The sequence below is a fragment of the Treponema sp. J25 genome (genome assembly GCF_004343725.1).
Lineage (GTDB): Bacteria > Spirochaetota > Spirochaetia > Treponematales > Breznakiellaceae > J25.
Genome location: NZ_PTQW01000028.1, coordinates 25,787 through 41,707, shown reverse-complemented (window position 1 = coordinate 41,707; position 15,921 = coordinate 25,787). Strand labels below are relative to the sequence as shown.

The window sequence follows — 15,921 nt, the reverse complement described above, 5'->3', positions numbered from 1 at the left end:
GCCCTGAGAAGGGCCCCGCCGGGGGTGAGCCCGGAGTGGGGGGGAGCGCCTGATCGCCTGAGCCGTGGGGCTGAGCAATGGGCCGGGCGGGACGCCCGGCCTGGGGGGAAATGTCGAGGCGGCGAAGGAAGCAGGCGCGAGGGGGGAGCCGCGGCGGCCTGGGTGGCGGTTTGGTGCGGATTAAGCTGAAAGGGGAGCGGTACGGTGCTCCCCCTCTAGAGCCCCCCTAGAGGGGCAGGGTGAGGATGGTAGGGTTGCCGCTGGTTGGCCGGGGAAAGCCTCGCCCTTACCGTAGATACCCCACAAAAATATTTACCACCCCTGCGCCGAGGATGGCCCAGAGGGGATTGATTTTTGTAAAGGCGGAGACCCAGAACGTAATGAGGGCGTAGCTTAAAAGGATGGGATCAAGAGTTGTGGGGCGGAGGACCCAGCCCGTCATGAGCATCATGGCAAGGCTTGTGGTTTTTAGGGTTTGATTAAGGCGGCTGGATGCGAGGGTGAAGCGCCGACTAAGCAGCAGAACGATGGTAACGAACAGTACTGGTATGGTGACTACCGAGAGGGTTGCGATGATGGCCGACAACCACCCCCCGTGGTACCAGCCAATCATGGTGGCTGCGTTAAGGGCTACCGGACCGGGTGTGGACTGGGCAATGGCAATAAGTTCCCGAAAGCCCTTTTCATCGATCCAGCGGGGGACCACCGCGTTTCTGATGATGCCTACGGTGGACCAGCCGCCGCCCAGGGAGATGAGTCCTATCTGGAGAAAGGTCAGGGCTACTTCGAAGATTTCCATAGGCCCTCCCACCAGTACAGAAGGGGGAGCGCCCCCAGTAAAAGATATATACTATATGCAGGTAGCAGAATGAGCAGAACCGTAAGAGAGCCCAGGGCAATGAGTCGGTGGATGCGCCAGGGGAACCGTTTTAGGTTTTTCCAGATCATGGCTGCTATGACGCCAGGAACCACCGCCCCTGCTCCCTGGAGGAAGGCCTGAACCTGGGGGACCTCCTGGTAGGTTAAAAGGAGTTTGCTTACCCCCACGATGACCACAAAGGGGGGGAGCAGCACCGCCCAGAAGGCCGCAAAGGCCCCCCAAAAACCACAGAGCTCGGCGCCCACCAACAGGGCTGTGGAAAGAGCAAAGGGCCCGGGGAATAGCTGGGCCCGAGCAAAGATGTCATAAAATCGTTCCTCACCCATCCATCCTTTTTTTTCTAAAGCTCCCCCCATCACAGGCACAATAACATAGCCCCCGCCGAGGGTTACGGTGGTAATCTGGGCAAAAAGGAGAAAAAGTTTCCAGGGAGTAGCAGGGGGCTGAGGGGGGATTTTTTTTGTTGAAGAAGTAGATCCCCTGTCCTGTGGTGAAATATCGGGGACAGCTTCAATAGTCAAAAGCCCTTGGGAAGGGATCCCCTGGTCTTTTTTCTTTTTGAAAAGGAGCTTTTTCATGGAATATGTTATATAGCGATGAGGCTCGCCTGTCTATGAGGAGAGGGGCACCGTGAGGATGCACCTTGTCCCTTTCTCATGTTCCCACGCAAGAGTTCCTTTAAGTTGTGATGCCAGGGTTTCTATAAGCTGAAGGCCAAAACCTTTTTTAGGAGTTTCCGCAGAGGGCTCGATAAATCCGGGACCATTATCAGAAAACTCTATGCGGAGATTATTTTCTGTTTTGGCGATCGAAAGATGAATTTCCAGGTCTTTAGGGTCTTTTTTGCCGTATTTTAAGGAATTTGTTATAAGTTCGTTCAGAATGAGCCCCAGGGGAATCGCCTGATCGAGGGAAACCATGAGGGACTCTCCCTGGAGGATAATCTTTGGTTGTTGATCCGGGGTAGTAAGATCCGATACCAGGTTGATCAATTCCTGAATGTAGCGATAGAGGTCAATCTCCTTTTCGCCCTCCTTTTGGTACAGCATTTGGTGAATCATTCCAATGCTATCAAGGCGGCTTACCATGCTCTCCCGAAAGGTTTCGCAATCCGTAGTTTCTTCAAGAATCAGGAGACTCCGAATCAACTGCAGGTTGTTTTTTAGTCGATGGTGCATCTCCCTCATCAAAAGAGATTTTTCTTGAATAAGTGCGTGAAGGTGCTGTTCTTTTTTCTGAAGCTCCTCGATTTGGTTTTGGATGGTCTGTGCCATCTCGTACAGGGCGTATTGAATCTGACCGAATTCGGTGAAGGGATGTTCTGGCTGGATAGGGACCGAAAAGTCCCCCTGTTCAAGAGAACGGATCATCCCAAGGGTTGATTTTAGCTTCTTCCCAAAGAGAAGGGCGTATAATCCCTGGGCTCCCCCAAGACTGAGGAGAATAATCAACAGGATGAGCAGGGTTTCCCGGATAAAGGTCGCAAAGGTGGCGGACGTTACATAGTTCATGGGAAAGCTGTACATCACCGTTATGTAGGGCCGCTGGGTGGCGGGGGCGTATAGTTTCTGGTAGCCATACCACATTTGATGGAGAGAATCGGTGATAATCTCGAACGTGCCCCGCTCGAGGGGAAACTGGAGTTGGTTCCACACCTTAGGATCGATGGGACGCCCTATCGCCTCTGCTTGCTGTTCCCGCGGAAATTGAAAAAGACAGATACCATCCCTGTCTATGAGATAGATTGTTGTGTGGGCAGGAATAGTAATTTTTGAAAGGATCTCCTGATATCGTTCCAGGTTAAGACTTGCCGCAAGGATACCAATGATATCCCCCGCGTTATTCAGGAGGGGATAGGCGTATCCTATAATGCTGCTTCCATCGAGGATGGACCGAACATAGGGACCGATAGCAAAGGCTTTCGTTTGTAAGGTTTCTTGAATATGAGGACGCATGCTCAGGTCTGTTCCTGCTTGAAGGCGGGCTGAAATCAACACATTCCCTTTTGGATCGGTGATATTTATATTGAAAATATTAGGATCCTTTGTAAGGATAGAAGTGAAGATCTCGAGCACGTCCTGAGAATGCATCTGCTTTACCGCCGGTACCATGCTCAGGGTGGCAAGGGTCCGTTCAATCTCCACGGTAAGACCCTTTTGAACTTCCGAGAGCACATCAAGGATCTTCTCATGTTCTTTAAGGGTGTTCTCTTTGAGATAGGTGTAGCGGTCTACCTCATTGATAAGGAGGATCACAAAAATGGGAAAAATGGTTACCAGAATAATGAGCCGAAACGAAGCTCGAATAGATAGATGCATATCCATAGTATAATAAAGTGGGCTCTTTTGCTGCAAATGTTTTTATTTGTTGTTATACTCCTTCTATGACCTTTCAACAATTTTCTGGGATTGTGGAATTACGAACCAAGATTGTAAGCCTTTCAACGTATTCTATTGCCCTGGGGTATGCCCTTGCCACTCGTGGAAATGTTTCTCCCCTGGTGGCGGTGCTTACCCTGCTTGCGGCGCTGGCGGTGGATATGGGGACTACCGGTTTTAATACCTACTTTGACTGGTACCACAATGTGGATGATCCCCGGTTCAATCGGGAGGATGCAAAGGTGCTCGTGCATCAGGGGGTCTCTCCGGGCTGGGCGCTTCTTATCAGTCTTGCCTGTTTTGCGGTGGCCGCTCTTCTGGGCTTGATAATTGGTTTTTTAACCAGCCCCCTGGTGATCCTAGCGGGCTTTGTGTGTATGCTGGTGGGTTTTTTTTATTCCGGAGGGCCCCGGCCGATTTCTTTTACTCCCCTGGGGGAATTCTTTGCGGGGGGCTTTCTAGGGGAGGTGTTTTTCCTGATTTGTTATTACATTTTTACGGGAACCCTCACTGTAGAGGCCTTTTTCATGGGAATTCCGCAAAGTCTTACCATTGGGGCGATCCTTTCGGCCAATAATAGCTGCGATATCCAGGGGGATCGTACGGCGGGGCGGAAAACCCTGGCTATCCTCCTGGGACCCCAACGGGCGCCCTGGCTTGTGTACGGAGAGGTGATAGGGGCGCTGGGGTTGTTGGCCCTGTATTGCATCAATGGACTTCTGCCGCTATGGGGCCTTTTCGGTGTGGCGGCGGGGGCGATAGCTATTATAAGAGAATTTGTGCGTATGCACCGATGGGGGTATCGTCATGAGACCAAGGGCCCTATCATGGGAGGAATTTCCCGCGTTTTTTTATACCAGACGGCGGTGTACATTTTTATTTTTATTGTAATGATTTGGCAAAAAAGCTAAAAATAGCTTAGAATTATGATATGTTTTTTCGGGGCCCTGTATTTGGGGTAGTGTTTTTTGGAATCCTCTGGCCTTATTCGTTCCTTGTCGCGGGAGGGCAGCAGCAAAGTTCTCCCTTTTTTTCTGAGAAAAGAACAACCCCTTCTTATACTATTCGCGTAGTTTGTGATGATGATTACCCGCCGTATTGTTTTCGAAACAAGGAAGGGGTTTTGCAGGGGATCATTCCCGATCAATGGAAAATTTGGTCACAGATAAGCGGTATCCAGGTACAATTTGAAGGGATGTCCTGGTCGCGGGCGCTTCAGGTGATGTATGAGGGGAACGCCGATGTTATTGATTCGGCATTTGAAACCCCCGAACGGCTATGGGAATGGGATTTCCTTCCCCCCTATGCGGATATTTCGGTTTCTGTGTACTATCACAAGAATATTTCGGGTATAGGTGGCGTACAGGATCTCCGGGGGTTTCGAATCGCTGTAAAAGAAGGAGATGCGGTTATCGGTGTATTGGAGCGGGCAGGAATACGAGATTTGCGCTTGTATCCCAGTTATGAATCGATTATCCGGGCAGCAACCCAGGGTGATGTGCGTATTTTTGCTATGGATGATCCGCCAGCCCATTATTACCTGTATAAGTATCAACTGGAGTACGATTTTCGGGAAGGCTTTACCCTTTCCCATGGCCAATTCCATCGGGCGGTGCATAAGAAGCGACAACCCCTCCCTGATGGGCGAGATCTCTATCAGGTCCTTACTGAAGGGTTCCTCGCTATTCCGGAGGCCCACTATCGGGAAATACAAGAGCGCTGGCAAGGAGTTTCCCTGGGGCTTCCGGTAAATTGGTGGGTCCTTTTTTGGATTGGTCTTGTCGGTGGGGTCCTTATCTTGGTTCTCCTCGTGTTTACCTGGACTCTTCGTTTACAGGTGGCCCGGCGAACAACCCTTCTGATTCAGAAAAATCGGGCCCTCCTTGCGATGCAGCGGGAGACCCTGGCCTTTATCGAGGCCCTGCCGGACCTTTTTCTTATCGTGGATGCTACCGGGCGGTATCTTAAGATTATGACCTCTAATAAAGATCTCCTTTTTAAGGAACCGGCGCAATTGTTAGGAAAAACAATCGATGAAGCAGAATTCTCCCCTGAATTTTGTGCCGTTATAAAGAACGCCATTCAGCAGGCCCTGGCAACGAAAAAGGTGGTAGTGCTGGAATACGACCTTACCGTTCTGGGGGGGCCAAAGCATTTTGAAGCCCGGGCGGTACGCCTTGGCGAAGAAGAGAAGGTTCTCTTTATTATTCGGGATATAACCGAAGAATATCAGGTCAGACAGGCCTTAACCCTTTCGGTACGAGAAAAGGAAATCCTTCTGAAAGAAATTCATCATCGGGTAAAGAATAATATGCAGATAATTTCCAGCCTGCTCCAGTTGCAGAAGGATTCCATAGAAGATCCAGAACTGATGGAACGGCTGGAAGAAACCCAGCAACGGATCCGCACCATGGCCCAGGTGCATGAGGTATTGTATCATTCGGATCAGCTGTCTGCGGTGAATATCGCCGAATACCTCAGCAAGGTCTTTTCGGAGCTCTCCATAACCTATTACGAGGTGGCCCACCGGGTGCATTGTACGCTGGATCTGCAACCGGCGGAGCTTTCTCTCGATACGGCCATTCCTCTGGGCCTGATTGTGCATGAACTCGTCTCAAATGCCTTTAAGCATGCCTACCAGGGGCGATCTGAGGGGACGTTCCGTCTCAGTTTTTATCGAAAAGGGGAAGGTCGCTTCTGTCTAGAGGTTCGAGATGATGGGCCAGGGCTCCCTGAAAATTGGGCATCGCTCCAAAGCCAGTCCTTAGGGCTTACCCTGGTACAAGCCCTGGTGCAACAACTGCGGGGTACTCTCGCGGTAGTGAACCAGGGGGGAGCCTTAATTCAAATTATATTTTAAGAAGGTTGTAATTTAACAGAATGTTACCCTCAGGGTGTTGCACACCTCAGTACTACGCGCTCCTCGTTCCTTCGCCGCCGTTCGGCTCTCTGGTGGCAGGAGTTTTTAAGTACCATATCCCGAAACTGCGCACTATACCGAGCCATACGTCACCTCCTAAAACACATAATGTAGGTGACTTCTATTCTGGCAGAGCGCGGAACCGACGGTACTGAAAATACTCCGAGCTGAAGGATTATTACGGCCGCAACGGAAGGTGGTGGAGAAGAAACGAGATTTACGGCTGGTGAAACAGCGACTGAAGGCCTTAGAGAAACTCCAGGTGGATGTAAAGTACCTGGATGACATCCCTGAGCTGTATGAGGAATACCGACGCCATAAGCTCCCCAAATACCAGTTTACGGCCCGCTGTGTGCGTACGGGGGCTCTCTTTATTGCCTATGGGCGAGAAAAAAGCGTTACCAACGCAGCGCTGTTTCTCCTTACCCTTCATGAGCATTTCAAGCGATATGGGATTCGTTTAGAGGGGTCAGTGGTACAAACGGATAACGGGACGGAGTTTACCGCCCCGTGGAACAGCAACAAGGTCACGATATTCACCAAGCTCGTCGAACGATGCTGGGGAGCCCATCATCATCGTATTCCACCGGGAGCAAAGACCTATCAAAGTGATGTGGAGAGTTCCCATCGGTGGATTGAGGAAGAACTGTACGCGGCTGAGACCTTTGCTTCCGAGCAGGAGTTCTTGCAAAAGGCAGCCCAATACCAAAAGTGGTTTAATTGCTCACGGTATAATCGCTACAAGGGAAATACACCGTTAAATTTGGTACGAGAGACATACCCAGCATTACCGGAGGAGGCAGTGGTATTTCCACCAGTTATTCTTGACAATCTACTGGTTCAGTATAAAGCTGAACTTGCTCAATGGGCTACCTAATGTCTAGGGGGGTACCATGTCTGTTAAACAACCATATAAGTATCAGAAAACTGTTTTACCATGGTTCCGCTGGCAGCTACCATGGCATCCAAAGTACCAGCTTGGACTTCTGCAAGCAGCCGTGAACCGGGAAATTCTTTCCATTCAGCTTCCAGCCCCACATCCTTGTAGACTGGAGCAAGTGCATCATATCATATAGAAACTTAAGATGAAGTAGCCCCAAGTACAACTTTTTATTGACCGAACACGAAAGCACAGGAAACAACCAGAACGGAATAATAATTTTGCAACGCATAACCTTCTCCTTGCAGGTTAGTTGGTACTGTTTTTAGTTTAATGCAAGGAACAAGAGGCTGCCACTTTTTTAATTTAAAGCGGCTATCTGCGGGTTGGCTCCACAGAAGGCCGCTTGTGAGCTAAATCGCAGGCCAATTTGCAAGGAGATACCGTTCCGCCTCTGCGTTCCATAGCTCCCGATGTTTGTTGCATAAGGCTGCAAGCTGCGCAAAACGGCCATCGGTCTTGCCCAATTCCGCAAAGTCCGCAATGGCAGTCATGGGCATGCTTATTTGGGTATACACGAGCTTTTTCCCCGCCGGCCTGTCTGGCAAATGGAGCGTCGCTTCCGCAGCACTATCAAGCCCCCCCACATGGGTTACCATGACTGCCGGATTGATCCGCCCCTGTTCGGACAAAAGCAGGGCTTCCCGCATATCATCCGTATTGCCGCCAGTAGTCCCCACAATATGGGTCGCCCCATAGTGGACATTGTAGAAGTTCACCTTAGCGCTGAAGGCCGTATCTACCGGGCCTGCAAAGAAATTAAGACACCCATCCTTTCCAAGGATTGCGTCTCCCTGTTCTACCACGGGGGCCACCGGCGCAAACACAAAGACGTCGTCATAACCCGTGCCGCCGTTTATCTCGATAAGACGTGCCACAGGATCGGATAAGACCGCCGTATTGATGAACAGAAGTTCCACACCCCGCCGTTTCTGTTCTTCCGGCGGGAACAGGGCCGCCGCACGGGCAAGACGGCCTTCATCAATATCGGTTACCACGAGCCGCCGGGGATGCTGCTCCATCTGGAGGGCATAGCTCACAGCCCCAAGCCCCATGGGCCCCGCCCCAGCCAGGATCGCCATGGTGCCGCCGGGCAAGGTACCCATGCGGTGTTCATAGCTACCCATGGTGGTATGGTAGCTTGCATGAAAGGCCCCAATAATGCAGGACATGGGTTCCGCCAAGGAGGCCATAAAAAAGGCTTCTCCCCGGTAATCGAGGAGACAATCCAGTTCCATCACCTCCTGGGGCATAATGGCGTAGGTGGCATCGCCGCCGCAGTACCGATAGGAATAGCCCGGAGAATCCATGCTGCCCTTATAGTTCAGAGCGGGCTGCAGGGCAAACTTTGCCCCAACGGTATATTTCCCCTGCCACTTTTTGCCCACCTTTTCGATAATCCCCGCCGTTTCATGGCCCACAATGACCGGTTCCTTGTCTATATTTTTGGGCACCCGTTTATGATCGCTGCCAAGTTTAGCCGCCTTGTAGGTCGACATACAAATAGAATCGGAAATAATTTTTACCAGTATTTCATCATCCTTTATTTCAGGAAGCTCGAACTCCTCAAGCCGCAGATCCATTTTGCCGTACAGCCGTACTGCCTTTGTTTTCATAGCAACTCCTATAAAGAAATGTAGGTCACCTGCGAAGCATAATGTTCCAGGTCCGCGCGGGATGGGGATGCAGTGCCTTCGGCGGCGACGGCGGCGGCCCCTGCGCCTATCGCAGCAGCGACCATGGCACTGAGCGGCATATGCTGGTCCAGCGCCTCATGCCGCTCAAGCGGCGCATGCCGCTCAAGGCTCATGGCCAGGGCCGCTACCATGGCGTCCCCGGCGCCCACGGTACTTTTAGCCTCCACTGGAAGCCCCTTTGCATAGAGGGCCTCCTGGCGGTTTACAAACAGGGCACCCTCGGCGCCGAGGGACACCACCACCGTTTCTGTTCCCGAGTCAAGGAGGCGCAGGGCCGCCGCCGCAATGTCATGCAGAGCTTGCGCCGCAGGCTCCTGAAAAGGTCGCCCCACAAGCCGCTCCAGTTCGTGGATATTAGGCTTTACCAGGGTCGGCCCAGCCTCTATCCCGAGCCTGAGGGCTTCCCCGTCCGCATCCAGTATGGTGCGGTAGCCTATACTGCGGGCTTTTTGAATCCACTTTTTATAGATATCAGCCGGGGTGCCCCGCCCAATGCTGCCAGAAAAAACAAGAATCGTTTCTCTATCGGCCCCTGCAAAAAGCAGCGATTCAAGTTCAGCCAAGGCCGCACCGGTAAGCTCCGGCCCCTGGTCGTTAATATCTGTATGGGTCCTGTTCCGGGGGTCCACAATCTTTATGTTGGTCCTCGTCTCTCCATCAACCCATACGAATTGATGTTCTATTCCCAGATCGGTCAGGTAGCTGGCGATAAAGCGGCCCGCGCTGCCCGCGGCAACTCCGTAGGCGCAGCTTGCCCCCCCAAAGGCATGTATCGATTTTGAGACATTTATCCCCTTGCCCCCCGCATCGAGCCGGGATGCCTGTATCCGGTTCACCTGGTTTACCGAAAAGTCTTCGATAAGGACAGTCCGGTCCACCGCGGGATTCAGGGTGAGCGTCCTGATAGACCTACTCATTGTGAATTGCCTCAAAAAAAGCTCCCAGCACCCGCTGTGCCTCTTCTTCGTTGCCCCCTGAGACCTGCAAGGTTACCTGTTCCTGGTATTTTACCCCCAGGGTCAGCATATGGAGCATGCTTTTCCCGTTAATGACCTTTTCGCCTTTGATTACCGTAACGGTTGTATCGGGGAATTGTTCGTTAGCCGTGTCCACAAAGAGCCGGGCAGGCCTTGTGTGGAACCCCGTGGGGTTAATGATGGTATAGGTTTTTTCGTTCACCCTATTACTCCTGAAATATATTGATGAATTGCTTCGGCGCTTTCCAGACGGAGCGCCCGTTCTGCCCATTGGGCTGCTTCTGTGCTTACCAGGGCAGCGAGCCGGGACCGGATCCGGGGCACCGATGCGGCACCCATGCTGAGTTCGGTAATACCAAGACCCACAAAGAGGGCAAAGGCTTCTGGGTCTCCCGCAAGCTCGCCGCAGACACCGATCCAGATACCATGGGCCTTAGCAGATCGACTTGCCATGTCAACCAGACGCAGCACTGCCGGCGACAGGCCCCGATTGAGATACGCCACAGACCGATTCATCCGGTCGGCCGCCATGGTATACTGGGTAAGGTCATTGGTACCCACACTAAAGAAGTCCACTTCGGGGGCAAAATGATCCGCCAAAAGGGCAGCGGAAGGGATCTCGATCATTATGCCCAGTTCCCAGGTCTCGGAAACGGGAATATTCCGCTTTTTTAGGTTCGCTTCTTCTTCGATAATGATAGTCTTTGCCCGCCTGAGTTCTTCCAGGGTGGCCACCATAGGAAGCAGAATCCTCAAGGTTCCAAAAACGCTTGCCCGAAGGAGCGCCCTGATCTGGGTTCTCAGCAGGTCTTCCTTTTCAAGGCAGAGCCGAATGGCCCTGAGGCCTAAAAAGGGATTAGTCTCCGGTTCCAGGTGGATATAGGGGATCTGCTTGTCCCCACCCACATCCAGTGTCCGGATAACCACGGGTTTTCCCTTCATCCTTTCCAGTACATGTTTGTAGACCTCAAACTGTTCGTCCTCCGAGGGCATGGCGGTCCGGTCCATAAACATGAATTCGGTGCGGAATAGCCCTATGCCGTCGGCGCCGTTCCGAATCGCTCCCTCCAGGTCCTTAATGCTTCCGATATTGGCGGCAATTTCTATTTTTAAGCCATCCTTGGTAAGCGAAGGTTTATCTGCAAAGGCTTTAACAAGCTGCAGTTCTGCCTCATAGGCTTTTCGTTTTTCTTCATATTCCGAGAGGACACCGCTATCCGGGTTCAGAATGACCATACCGGAGTTTCCGTCCACAATAACGGTGGTGCCGTCCACAACTTCAGGAAGCGGACCAATGCCCACCACCGCGGGGAGACCTAAGGACCGGGCCAGTATGCTCGAATGGGAAACGGCGCTCCCACCTTCGGTCACAAAGCCGAGCACCATGCTCCGGTCCATCTGTGCAGTCTGGGAAGGAGTTAAATCCACCGCGGCAAGCACCGAAGGCTCTACCAGCTTGATAGACTCTTCCCCTGTTCCCTGCATATTCTGTACAATCCGAGAAACTATGTCCTCAATATCGCGGATACGGCCGGTAAAAAGTTCATCCTCAAGCTGACGCAGAAGCTCCATAAACATAAGGCCCGTTTCTCGGACCGCAGCCGCCGCATCCTTGTGTTCATCAAAAATTTTCCGGCGGACCTCTCCAAGGAATTCCGGATCCTTTAATATAGAAAGATGGCTCGCAAATATTTCGGCCTTTTCCTGGCCCAGCTCGGCAGCGGTCTTGTCTCGTAACAGAGTCACCTGTTCGCGGGAGCGTTCCAGGGCCTTCGAAAACAGCGCCCATTCTTGGTCCGGTATCACTGCTGCGGCATCGCAGCCCGGGGCGGAGCGCTGAGCTGCTTGTTCCCGGTAACGAACCAATGGGCCTATGGCGATTCCCGTCGATGCGGGAATTCCCTGCAATCGGTAGGTCATTATCGCTTCTCCACCGTTCCGACCACGTCCAGTATCTCTTTGGCTGTCCGGGCAGAAAGCAATTTTTGCAGCTGTGCGTCGTCAATACAAATCTGGGCAATATTGGTAAGGAGGTCGATATGCTCATTCCCGATAGCAGCAACAGCAATGAGCAGTTTAGCAATCCGGCCCTTGCCAAAGTCCACACCGCCGGGAACCTGTACCACCGCAAGGCCGGTCTTTTTCACGAGCGGCTTAGCGGCTTCAGTTCCATGGGGCACCGCGACCCCATTTCCCACATAGGTTGTGGAAATACTGTCCCGCTGGATCATTGCATCAATATAACCAGGTTCTATATAACCGGCCTGCAACAGCAGTTCACCGCAGGCGCGGATAGCCTCTTCCTTGGTGCTGAATGCTGCATTCAGCTTTATTGTTTTTTCAGTCAGCATGGTTCCGGACATGGTGTATGCCTCCTTGGTCCGTATTGTATAATTGTTGGTAGTAGGTGCGTATTTCCTGTTCCGATCCGGATTCCAGCAGCGCAAGCACATCGGGATCCAAAAGCGAAACGCTGATTTCATTTAATAACGAGAGGTCCCCTTCTTTAACATTCTGGGGTGCCAGCATGAGTAAAATTGTTTGGGGAGAAACAGGCCATAATGCAGGGGCTGTTAACAGGGGCTCTGAAAGCCGGTGTACAGAAAAAAAGGGAGCAATAATCGCAGCCCCGCGGGCATGGAGAAAGAGACAGCGACTGCCCGGCAGGAGAATTCCATGGTCCGCAGATCTGCGCAAAAGGGCTTCATAGGCCGCATCACTATCTGAGATAAATCCTTTGCGGGCCGCTATTTCAATCAATCTTTTAAGAATATTTTCCCAATCTGAGCCATAAGTACAGGATGAAAAAACAGAAATATGTTCAATTAGGTCCTGGATAGTATTCTGCAGAGAAAGGGCAGTCTTGCTTACATCAAGAGATAATACAGTAGCCCCGTTCTGAGTCTCCTGTTGCCGTTCAGGGCTCCCGTTCGTGAGGTTGCTATTTAAAAATGAACGGATTTTTTGGACCCCTTCGTCAGAAAGGAGAGGATCTACCAGAATATAACGCTCCAGAGGAAGCGGCAAAGGGATAGTAGAAATCAGAATGTCCCAGCCTTCAAGCGGCATGGTCTGAATATCAAACCAGGACACATTGGCGACGAGCTCAATTTCGGGTATTTTTTCCCGCAGCCGGCTCGCGAGCATATTGGCACTACCGATACCGGCGGAACAGACAACCAGGGCCCGATACCGCCGGCGTTCCCGTTCCATTCGGGAAAGGGCAGAACCAAAGTGAAGTACTAAATACCCCACCTCGTCGTCCGGAACAGAAAGGGTCGGGAATAGTTCCTTGAGTAAATCCTGCAGAACGGTGAAGAGTTCTCCGTATTCTTGCCTGATCCGGGACAGCAAGGGATTTTTAATCGGTAATCTATGTTGGAGCCGGTAGAGGGCGGGAACCCAATGGGCCATGAGCCCGTCCCGAAGAACCCGGTCAGCATTTAAATTCTGGCCCAGTCTTTTACCGCATTTTTGAATGAGAAGATTTATTTCTGGCAGTACCTGCAAATTATCCGCCAGGAGTTCTTTCCCGAGACGCTCATGCCGGGCTCCCCGAAGAAAGCGTTCCACCATGTGTATTTCCTCAGGGTCTACCGGTACTGAAAAATGGGAGAAGACTCCGCTTACGGCAGCCATGGCTATACGCCGTACTTCCGGATCAACGGCAAGGCTCTGGTCCGAGGCTGCTTGAAAAGCCTGAGGAAGTGAATATCCGGACCGTTTTCTCACCGCTGCTACTGCAAGTACAAGCACAAGCTGCAAATAATCCTGGGGCGCCAGGTCAGGCAAAAGATCCCGGGAAAGCCCTGCCAGAATATGTTCAGCGTAACGGATATACTGGAGTGGCACAATCCGGAGAGCCAGTAATTCGGCCTCCTCCATACATAAGGAAGAGACGGCCGCTTCGGAACGGAGCAGCGAGAGGAGGCCTCCTTCGCCAAACTGCTCCCACAATAAAAGGACCAGGGCTTCCCGCTTTTGCGTTTCGCTGCCTTCCAGCTTGAGCCCCATTCCCTTGCGAAGGGTGAGCTGCAGGCCCTGCAATGCGAACCAGGACTGGAGTACATCCAAATCATGACGCACCACCGGAACGGAGCTGTAGAGCTCATCCGCCAGGGCAGAAAGTTTCATCGCTTCGTCTGTTTCAAGGAGTAAAAAGCACAACATCCGCTGCCGTTCCTCAGGGGAGGTATCGCTCGGCACGGTTGCAAGCAGATCCTGCCGGCACCGGACAAGTTTTTCTGTATCCCCTGTAAGCTTTATGCCTAGTCCCGGCCTCGCATTGAGCATGAGGCCATAATCCCGTTCAAGGCTTCGGGCAAGGTGCACCAGTTCCCGGTGCACCGTTTTAATACTGACCTGTACTGCATCGGCAATATGGGCAAGGGTAACCTCCCGCTGTTCATCAACAAGAATCTGAAGAATCTTTCTTTGCCGTGTTGTAAGATTCATCGTACCAACCTACCCTTCTCGCTCATCAACCTTGTATAACCTTATTATGCTTTTAGTTTTTCCACGAGTACATCGTATTCAGGACTCTTTAAAAAGTCATCGATCGAAATGTGCGTTGCATTCGGCAGGGTTGCACGAGCCCGTTCAGTTAAAGATTCATGGGTTATGACGATATCCGCATCTTTCGGAAGATCATTAATCGCGCAATTGGTAACAGAAATCTGCAGTCCCGCCTTCTGTATTTTCGATCTGAGTATGCTTGCACCCATGGCGCTGGATCCCATACCAGCGTCGCAGGCAAAAACGATTTTCTTTACAGTCTTTTTGGAAGATACCACATCGACCTTGAGCTTGGAACCCTTGAGAGCTGCAGTCTGAGCAGCAGCTTGTTCTAGACCATTTTCAGCTTCGTTCTGCTTGGTAAACTTAAGGAGCAGATAGGCCACTACGAATGAAGCTACAGAAGAAAGCAGTACCCCGGTCAGCATGGGGAAGAGGCCGCCTTTGGGGGTCATAGCCAGATAGGCGAAAATAGAACCCGGAGAGGGGGTTGCCACAAGGCCTGCGCCGAGGATGGAGAAGGTAAAGGTACCTGTCATACCGCCAGCGATTGCCGCGAGGATCAGTTTCGGATTCATCAGTATATAGGGGAAATAAATCTCGTGGATACCGCCCAAGAAATGGATGATAATGGCACCAGGGGCTGACTCTTTTGCCATACCCTTGCCTGCAAGCCAGTATGCAACCAAAATTCCAAGGCCCGGACCGGGATTGGATTCCAGCATAAAGATGATAGATTTTCCCGCCTCTGTAGCTTGCTGTACACCAATTGGCGCAAGCACCCCGTGGTTAATCGCATTGTTCAAGAAAAGCACCTTGCCAGGTTCAATAAAAATGTTTGCCAGGGGGAGTAAATCCAAGGATACGATGGACCTAACGCCGGCGGCCAGCGCATTCGAGATAAACATGACCGCAGGAGCAATGACCAGGTAAGCCAGCAGGGCTAAAATGGTGCCCAAAATACCCATGGAGAAGTTGTTCACCAGCATCTCAAAGCCCACAGGGATTTTGCCTTCAAAGAGGGCATCCACTTTTTTCATGCACCAGGCCGCGATAGGTCCGACAATCATGGCACCAAGGAACATGGGAATGCTGGAACCAACAATAATGCCCATGACTGCCGCAGCGCCGATAACACCACCCCGGACATCATAAACCATTTTTCCGCCCGTATAGCCGATGAGCAGGGGCAAAAGGTAGGTAATCATGGGGCCGACCAGCTTTGCAAAAGACTCGTTAGGGATCCAGCCCGTCGGAATAAAGAGCGCAGTAATAAGACCCCAGGTGATAAAGGCCCCAATGTTGGGCATTACCATTCCGCTTAAGAAACGGCCGGTTCGCTGGATATGCATGCGGGCGCCGGTCTGTGTAGCACCTTGTACAAAATCACTCATGTTCTGAACCTCCAATGGGGCCAGTATATCCACCTTCTGTCACGAGGGAACTGCAAGATAATGAGTAGAAGACAAGAATATTATGGACAATCCTAATTTGAGTAAGCCGATTCGCCCTTGTCTTTTAGTGTTTTCCCGCTCAATCCCTCCCCAAAGCCCCAAACGAGAAAGTTCCAGTTCTAAAAAGGTGTGGCCCACGCCCCATAGATCCAAAAATTCC

The 15,921-nt window shown here is 51.7% G+C and carries 13 protein-coding genes; 3 read left to right on the top strand and 10 right to left on the bottom strand.

Annotated features, from left to right (window positions below; all coding sequences use genetic code 11):
* Positions 1–286 precede the first annotated feature (286 nt).
* From C5O22_RS08930 to C5O22_RS08920, 3 genes are read right to left on the bottom strand one after another with little or no spacing between them, the layout of a single operon-like run.
* On the bottom strand, positions 287–799 hold the full coding sequence (locus C5O22_RS08930; protein ID WP_132781047.1) for a chromate transporter: 513 nt from the start codon (positions 797–799) through the stop codon (positions 287–289).
* A complete protein-coding gene (locus C5O22_RS08925; protein WP_132781045.1) occupies positions 781–1,458 on the bottom strand; it encodes a chromate transporter in 678 nt (225 codons plus the stop codon). The genes C5O22_RS08930 and C5O22_RS08925 overlap by 19 nt, the downstream gene beginning before the upstream one ends.
* A 33-nt stretch (positions 1,459–1,491) precedes the next feature.
* Positions 1,492–3,198 (bottom strand): cache domain-containing protein, encoded by a 1,707-nt coding sequence (locus C5O22_RS08920; RefSeq protein WP_165910470.1) that lies wholly within the window; start codon positions 3,196–3,198, stop codon positions 1,492–1,494.
* A gap of 65 nt (positions 3,199–3,263) precedes the next feature.
* Between C5O22_RS08920 and C5O22_RS08915 the strand changes: the two genes are divergently transcribed.
* From C5O22_RS08915 to C5O22_RS08905, 3 genes are all read left to right on the top strand, one after another.
* Positions 3,264–4,169 (top strand): prenyltransferase, encoded by a 906-nt coding sequence (locus C5O22_RS08915; protein WP_132781041.1) that lies wholly within the window; start codon positions 3,264–3,266, stop codon positions 4,167–4,169.
* Positions 4,170–4,189: 20 nt separating this feature from the next.
* Entirely contained in the window at positions 4,190–6,118 is a 1,929-nt protein-coding gene (locus C5O22_RS08910; RefSeq protein ID WP_132781039.1) for a histidine kinase dimerization/phosphoacceptor domain -containing protein, read from the top strand.
* Positions 6,119–6,377: 259 nt separating this feature from the next.
* Positions 6,378–7,055: a hypothetical protein gene (locus tag C5O22_RS08905; RefSeq protein ID WP_132781037.1), complete on the top strand. Its 678-nt coding sequence runs from the start codon at positions 6,378–6,380 to the stop codon at positions 7,053–7,055.
* 416 nt (positions 7,056–7,471) lie between these two features.
* On the opposite strand, the gene C5O22_RS08900 is transcribed toward C5O22_RS08905, so the two are convergent.
* From C5O22_RS08900 to C5O22_RS08870, 7 genes are read right to left on the bottom strand one after another with little or no spacing between them, the layout of a single operon-like run.
* Positions 7,472–8,734, bottom strand: a complete 1,263-nt coding sequence (locus C5O22_RS08900) for a zinc-binding dehydrogenase (protein WP_132781036.1) — start codon at positions 8,732–8,734, stop codon at positions 7,472–7,474.
* An 8-nt stretch (positions 8,735–8,742) separates the two neighbouring features.
* Positions 8,743–9,732, bottom strand: a complete 990-nt coding sequence (gene pfkB, locus C5O22_RS08895; RefSeq protein ID WP_132781034.1) for a 1-phosphofructokinase — start codon at positions 9,730–9,732, stop codon at positions 8,743–8,745.
* Positions 9,725–9,994 (bottom strand): HPr family phosphocarrier protein, encoded by a 270-nt coding sequence (locus C5O22_RS08890; RefSeq protein ID WP_132781032.1) that lies wholly within the window; start codon positions 9,992–9,994, stop codon positions 9,725–9,727. Before C5O22_RS08890 ends, pfkB begins: the two co-directional genes overlap by 8 nt.
* Entirely contained in the window at positions 9,991–11,712 is a 1,722-nt protein-coding gene (ptsP, locus tag C5O22_RS08885; RefSeq protein WP_132781030.1) for a phosphoenolpyruvate--protein phosphotransferase, read from the bottom strand. Before ptsP ends, C5O22_RS08890 begins: the two co-directional genes overlap by 4 nt.
* Positions 11,712–12,155 (bottom strand): PTS mannitol transporter subunit IIA, encoded by a 444-nt coding sequence (locus tag C5O22_RS08880; RefSeq protein WP_132781028.1) that lies wholly within the window; start codon positions 12,153–12,155, stop codon positions 11,712–11,714. The genes ptsP and C5O22_RS08880 overlap by 1 nt, the downstream gene beginning before the upstream one ends.
* Positions 12,133–14,247 (bottom strand): BglG family transcription antiterminator, encoded by a 2,115-nt coding sequence (locus tag C5O22_RS08875; RefSeq protein WP_132781026.1) that lies wholly within the window; start codon positions 14,245–14,247, stop codon positions 12,133–12,135. Before C5O22_RS08875 ends, C5O22_RS08880 begins: the two co-directional genes overlap by 23 nt.
* A 44-nt stretch (positions 14,248–14,291) precedes the next feature.
* Positions 14,292–15,701: a PTS mannitol transporter subunit IIBC gene (locus C5O22_RS08870; protein ID WP_132781024.1), complete on the bottom strand. Its 1,410-nt coding sequence runs from the start codon at positions 15,699–15,701 to the stop codon at positions 14,292–14,294.
* Positions 15,702–15,921 lie beyond the last annotated feature (220 nt).

Excerpts from the sequence above, each read along its gene's own strand:
- C5O22_RS08930 (WP_132781047.1), bottom strand. The coding sequence starts at position 799 with ATGGAAATCTTCGAAGTAGCCCTGACCTTTCTCCAGATAGGACTCATC.
- C5O22_RS08925 (WP_132781045.1), bottom strand. The coding sequence starts at position 1,458 with ATGAAAAAGCTCCTTTTCAAAAAGAAAAAAGACCAGGGGATCCCTTCC.
- C5O22_RS08920 (WP_165910470.1), bottom strand. The coding sequence starts at position 3,198 with ATGCATCTATCTATTCGAGCTTCGTTTCGGCTCATTATTCTGGTAACC.
- C5O22_RS08915 (WP_132781041.1), top strand. The coding sequence starts at position 3,264 with ATGACCTTTCAACAATTTTCTGGGATTGTGGAATTACGAACCAAGATT.
- C5O22_RS08910 (WP_132781039.1), top strand. The coding sequence starts at position 4,190 with ATGTTTTTTCGGGGCCCTGTATTTGGGGTAGTGTTTTTTGGAATCCTC.
- C5O22_RS08900 (WP_132781036.1), bottom strand. The coding sequence starts at position 8,734 with ATGAAAACAAAGGCAGTACGGCTGTACGGCAAAATGGATCTGCGGCTT.
- pfkB (WP_132781034.1), bottom strand. The coding sequence starts at position 9,732 with ATGAGTAGGTCTATCAGGACGCTCACCCTGAATCCCGCGGTGGACCGG.
- ptsP (WP_132781030.1), bottom strand. The coding sequence starts at position 11,712 with ATGACCTACCGATTGCAGGGAATTCCCGCATCGACGGGAATCGCCATA.
- C5O22_RS08880 (WP_132781028.1), bottom strand. The coding sequence starts at position 12,155 with ATGTCCGGAACCATGCTGACTGAAAAAACAATAAAGCTGAATGCAGCA.
- C5O22_RS08875 (WP_132781026.1), bottom strand. The coding sequence starts at position 14,247 with ATGAATCTTACAACACGGCAAAGAAAGATTCTTCAGATTCTTGTTGAT.
- C5O22_RS08870 (WP_132781024.1), bottom strand. The coding sequence starts at position 15,701 with ATGAGTGATTTTGTACAAGGTGCTACACAGACCGGCGCCCGCATGCAT.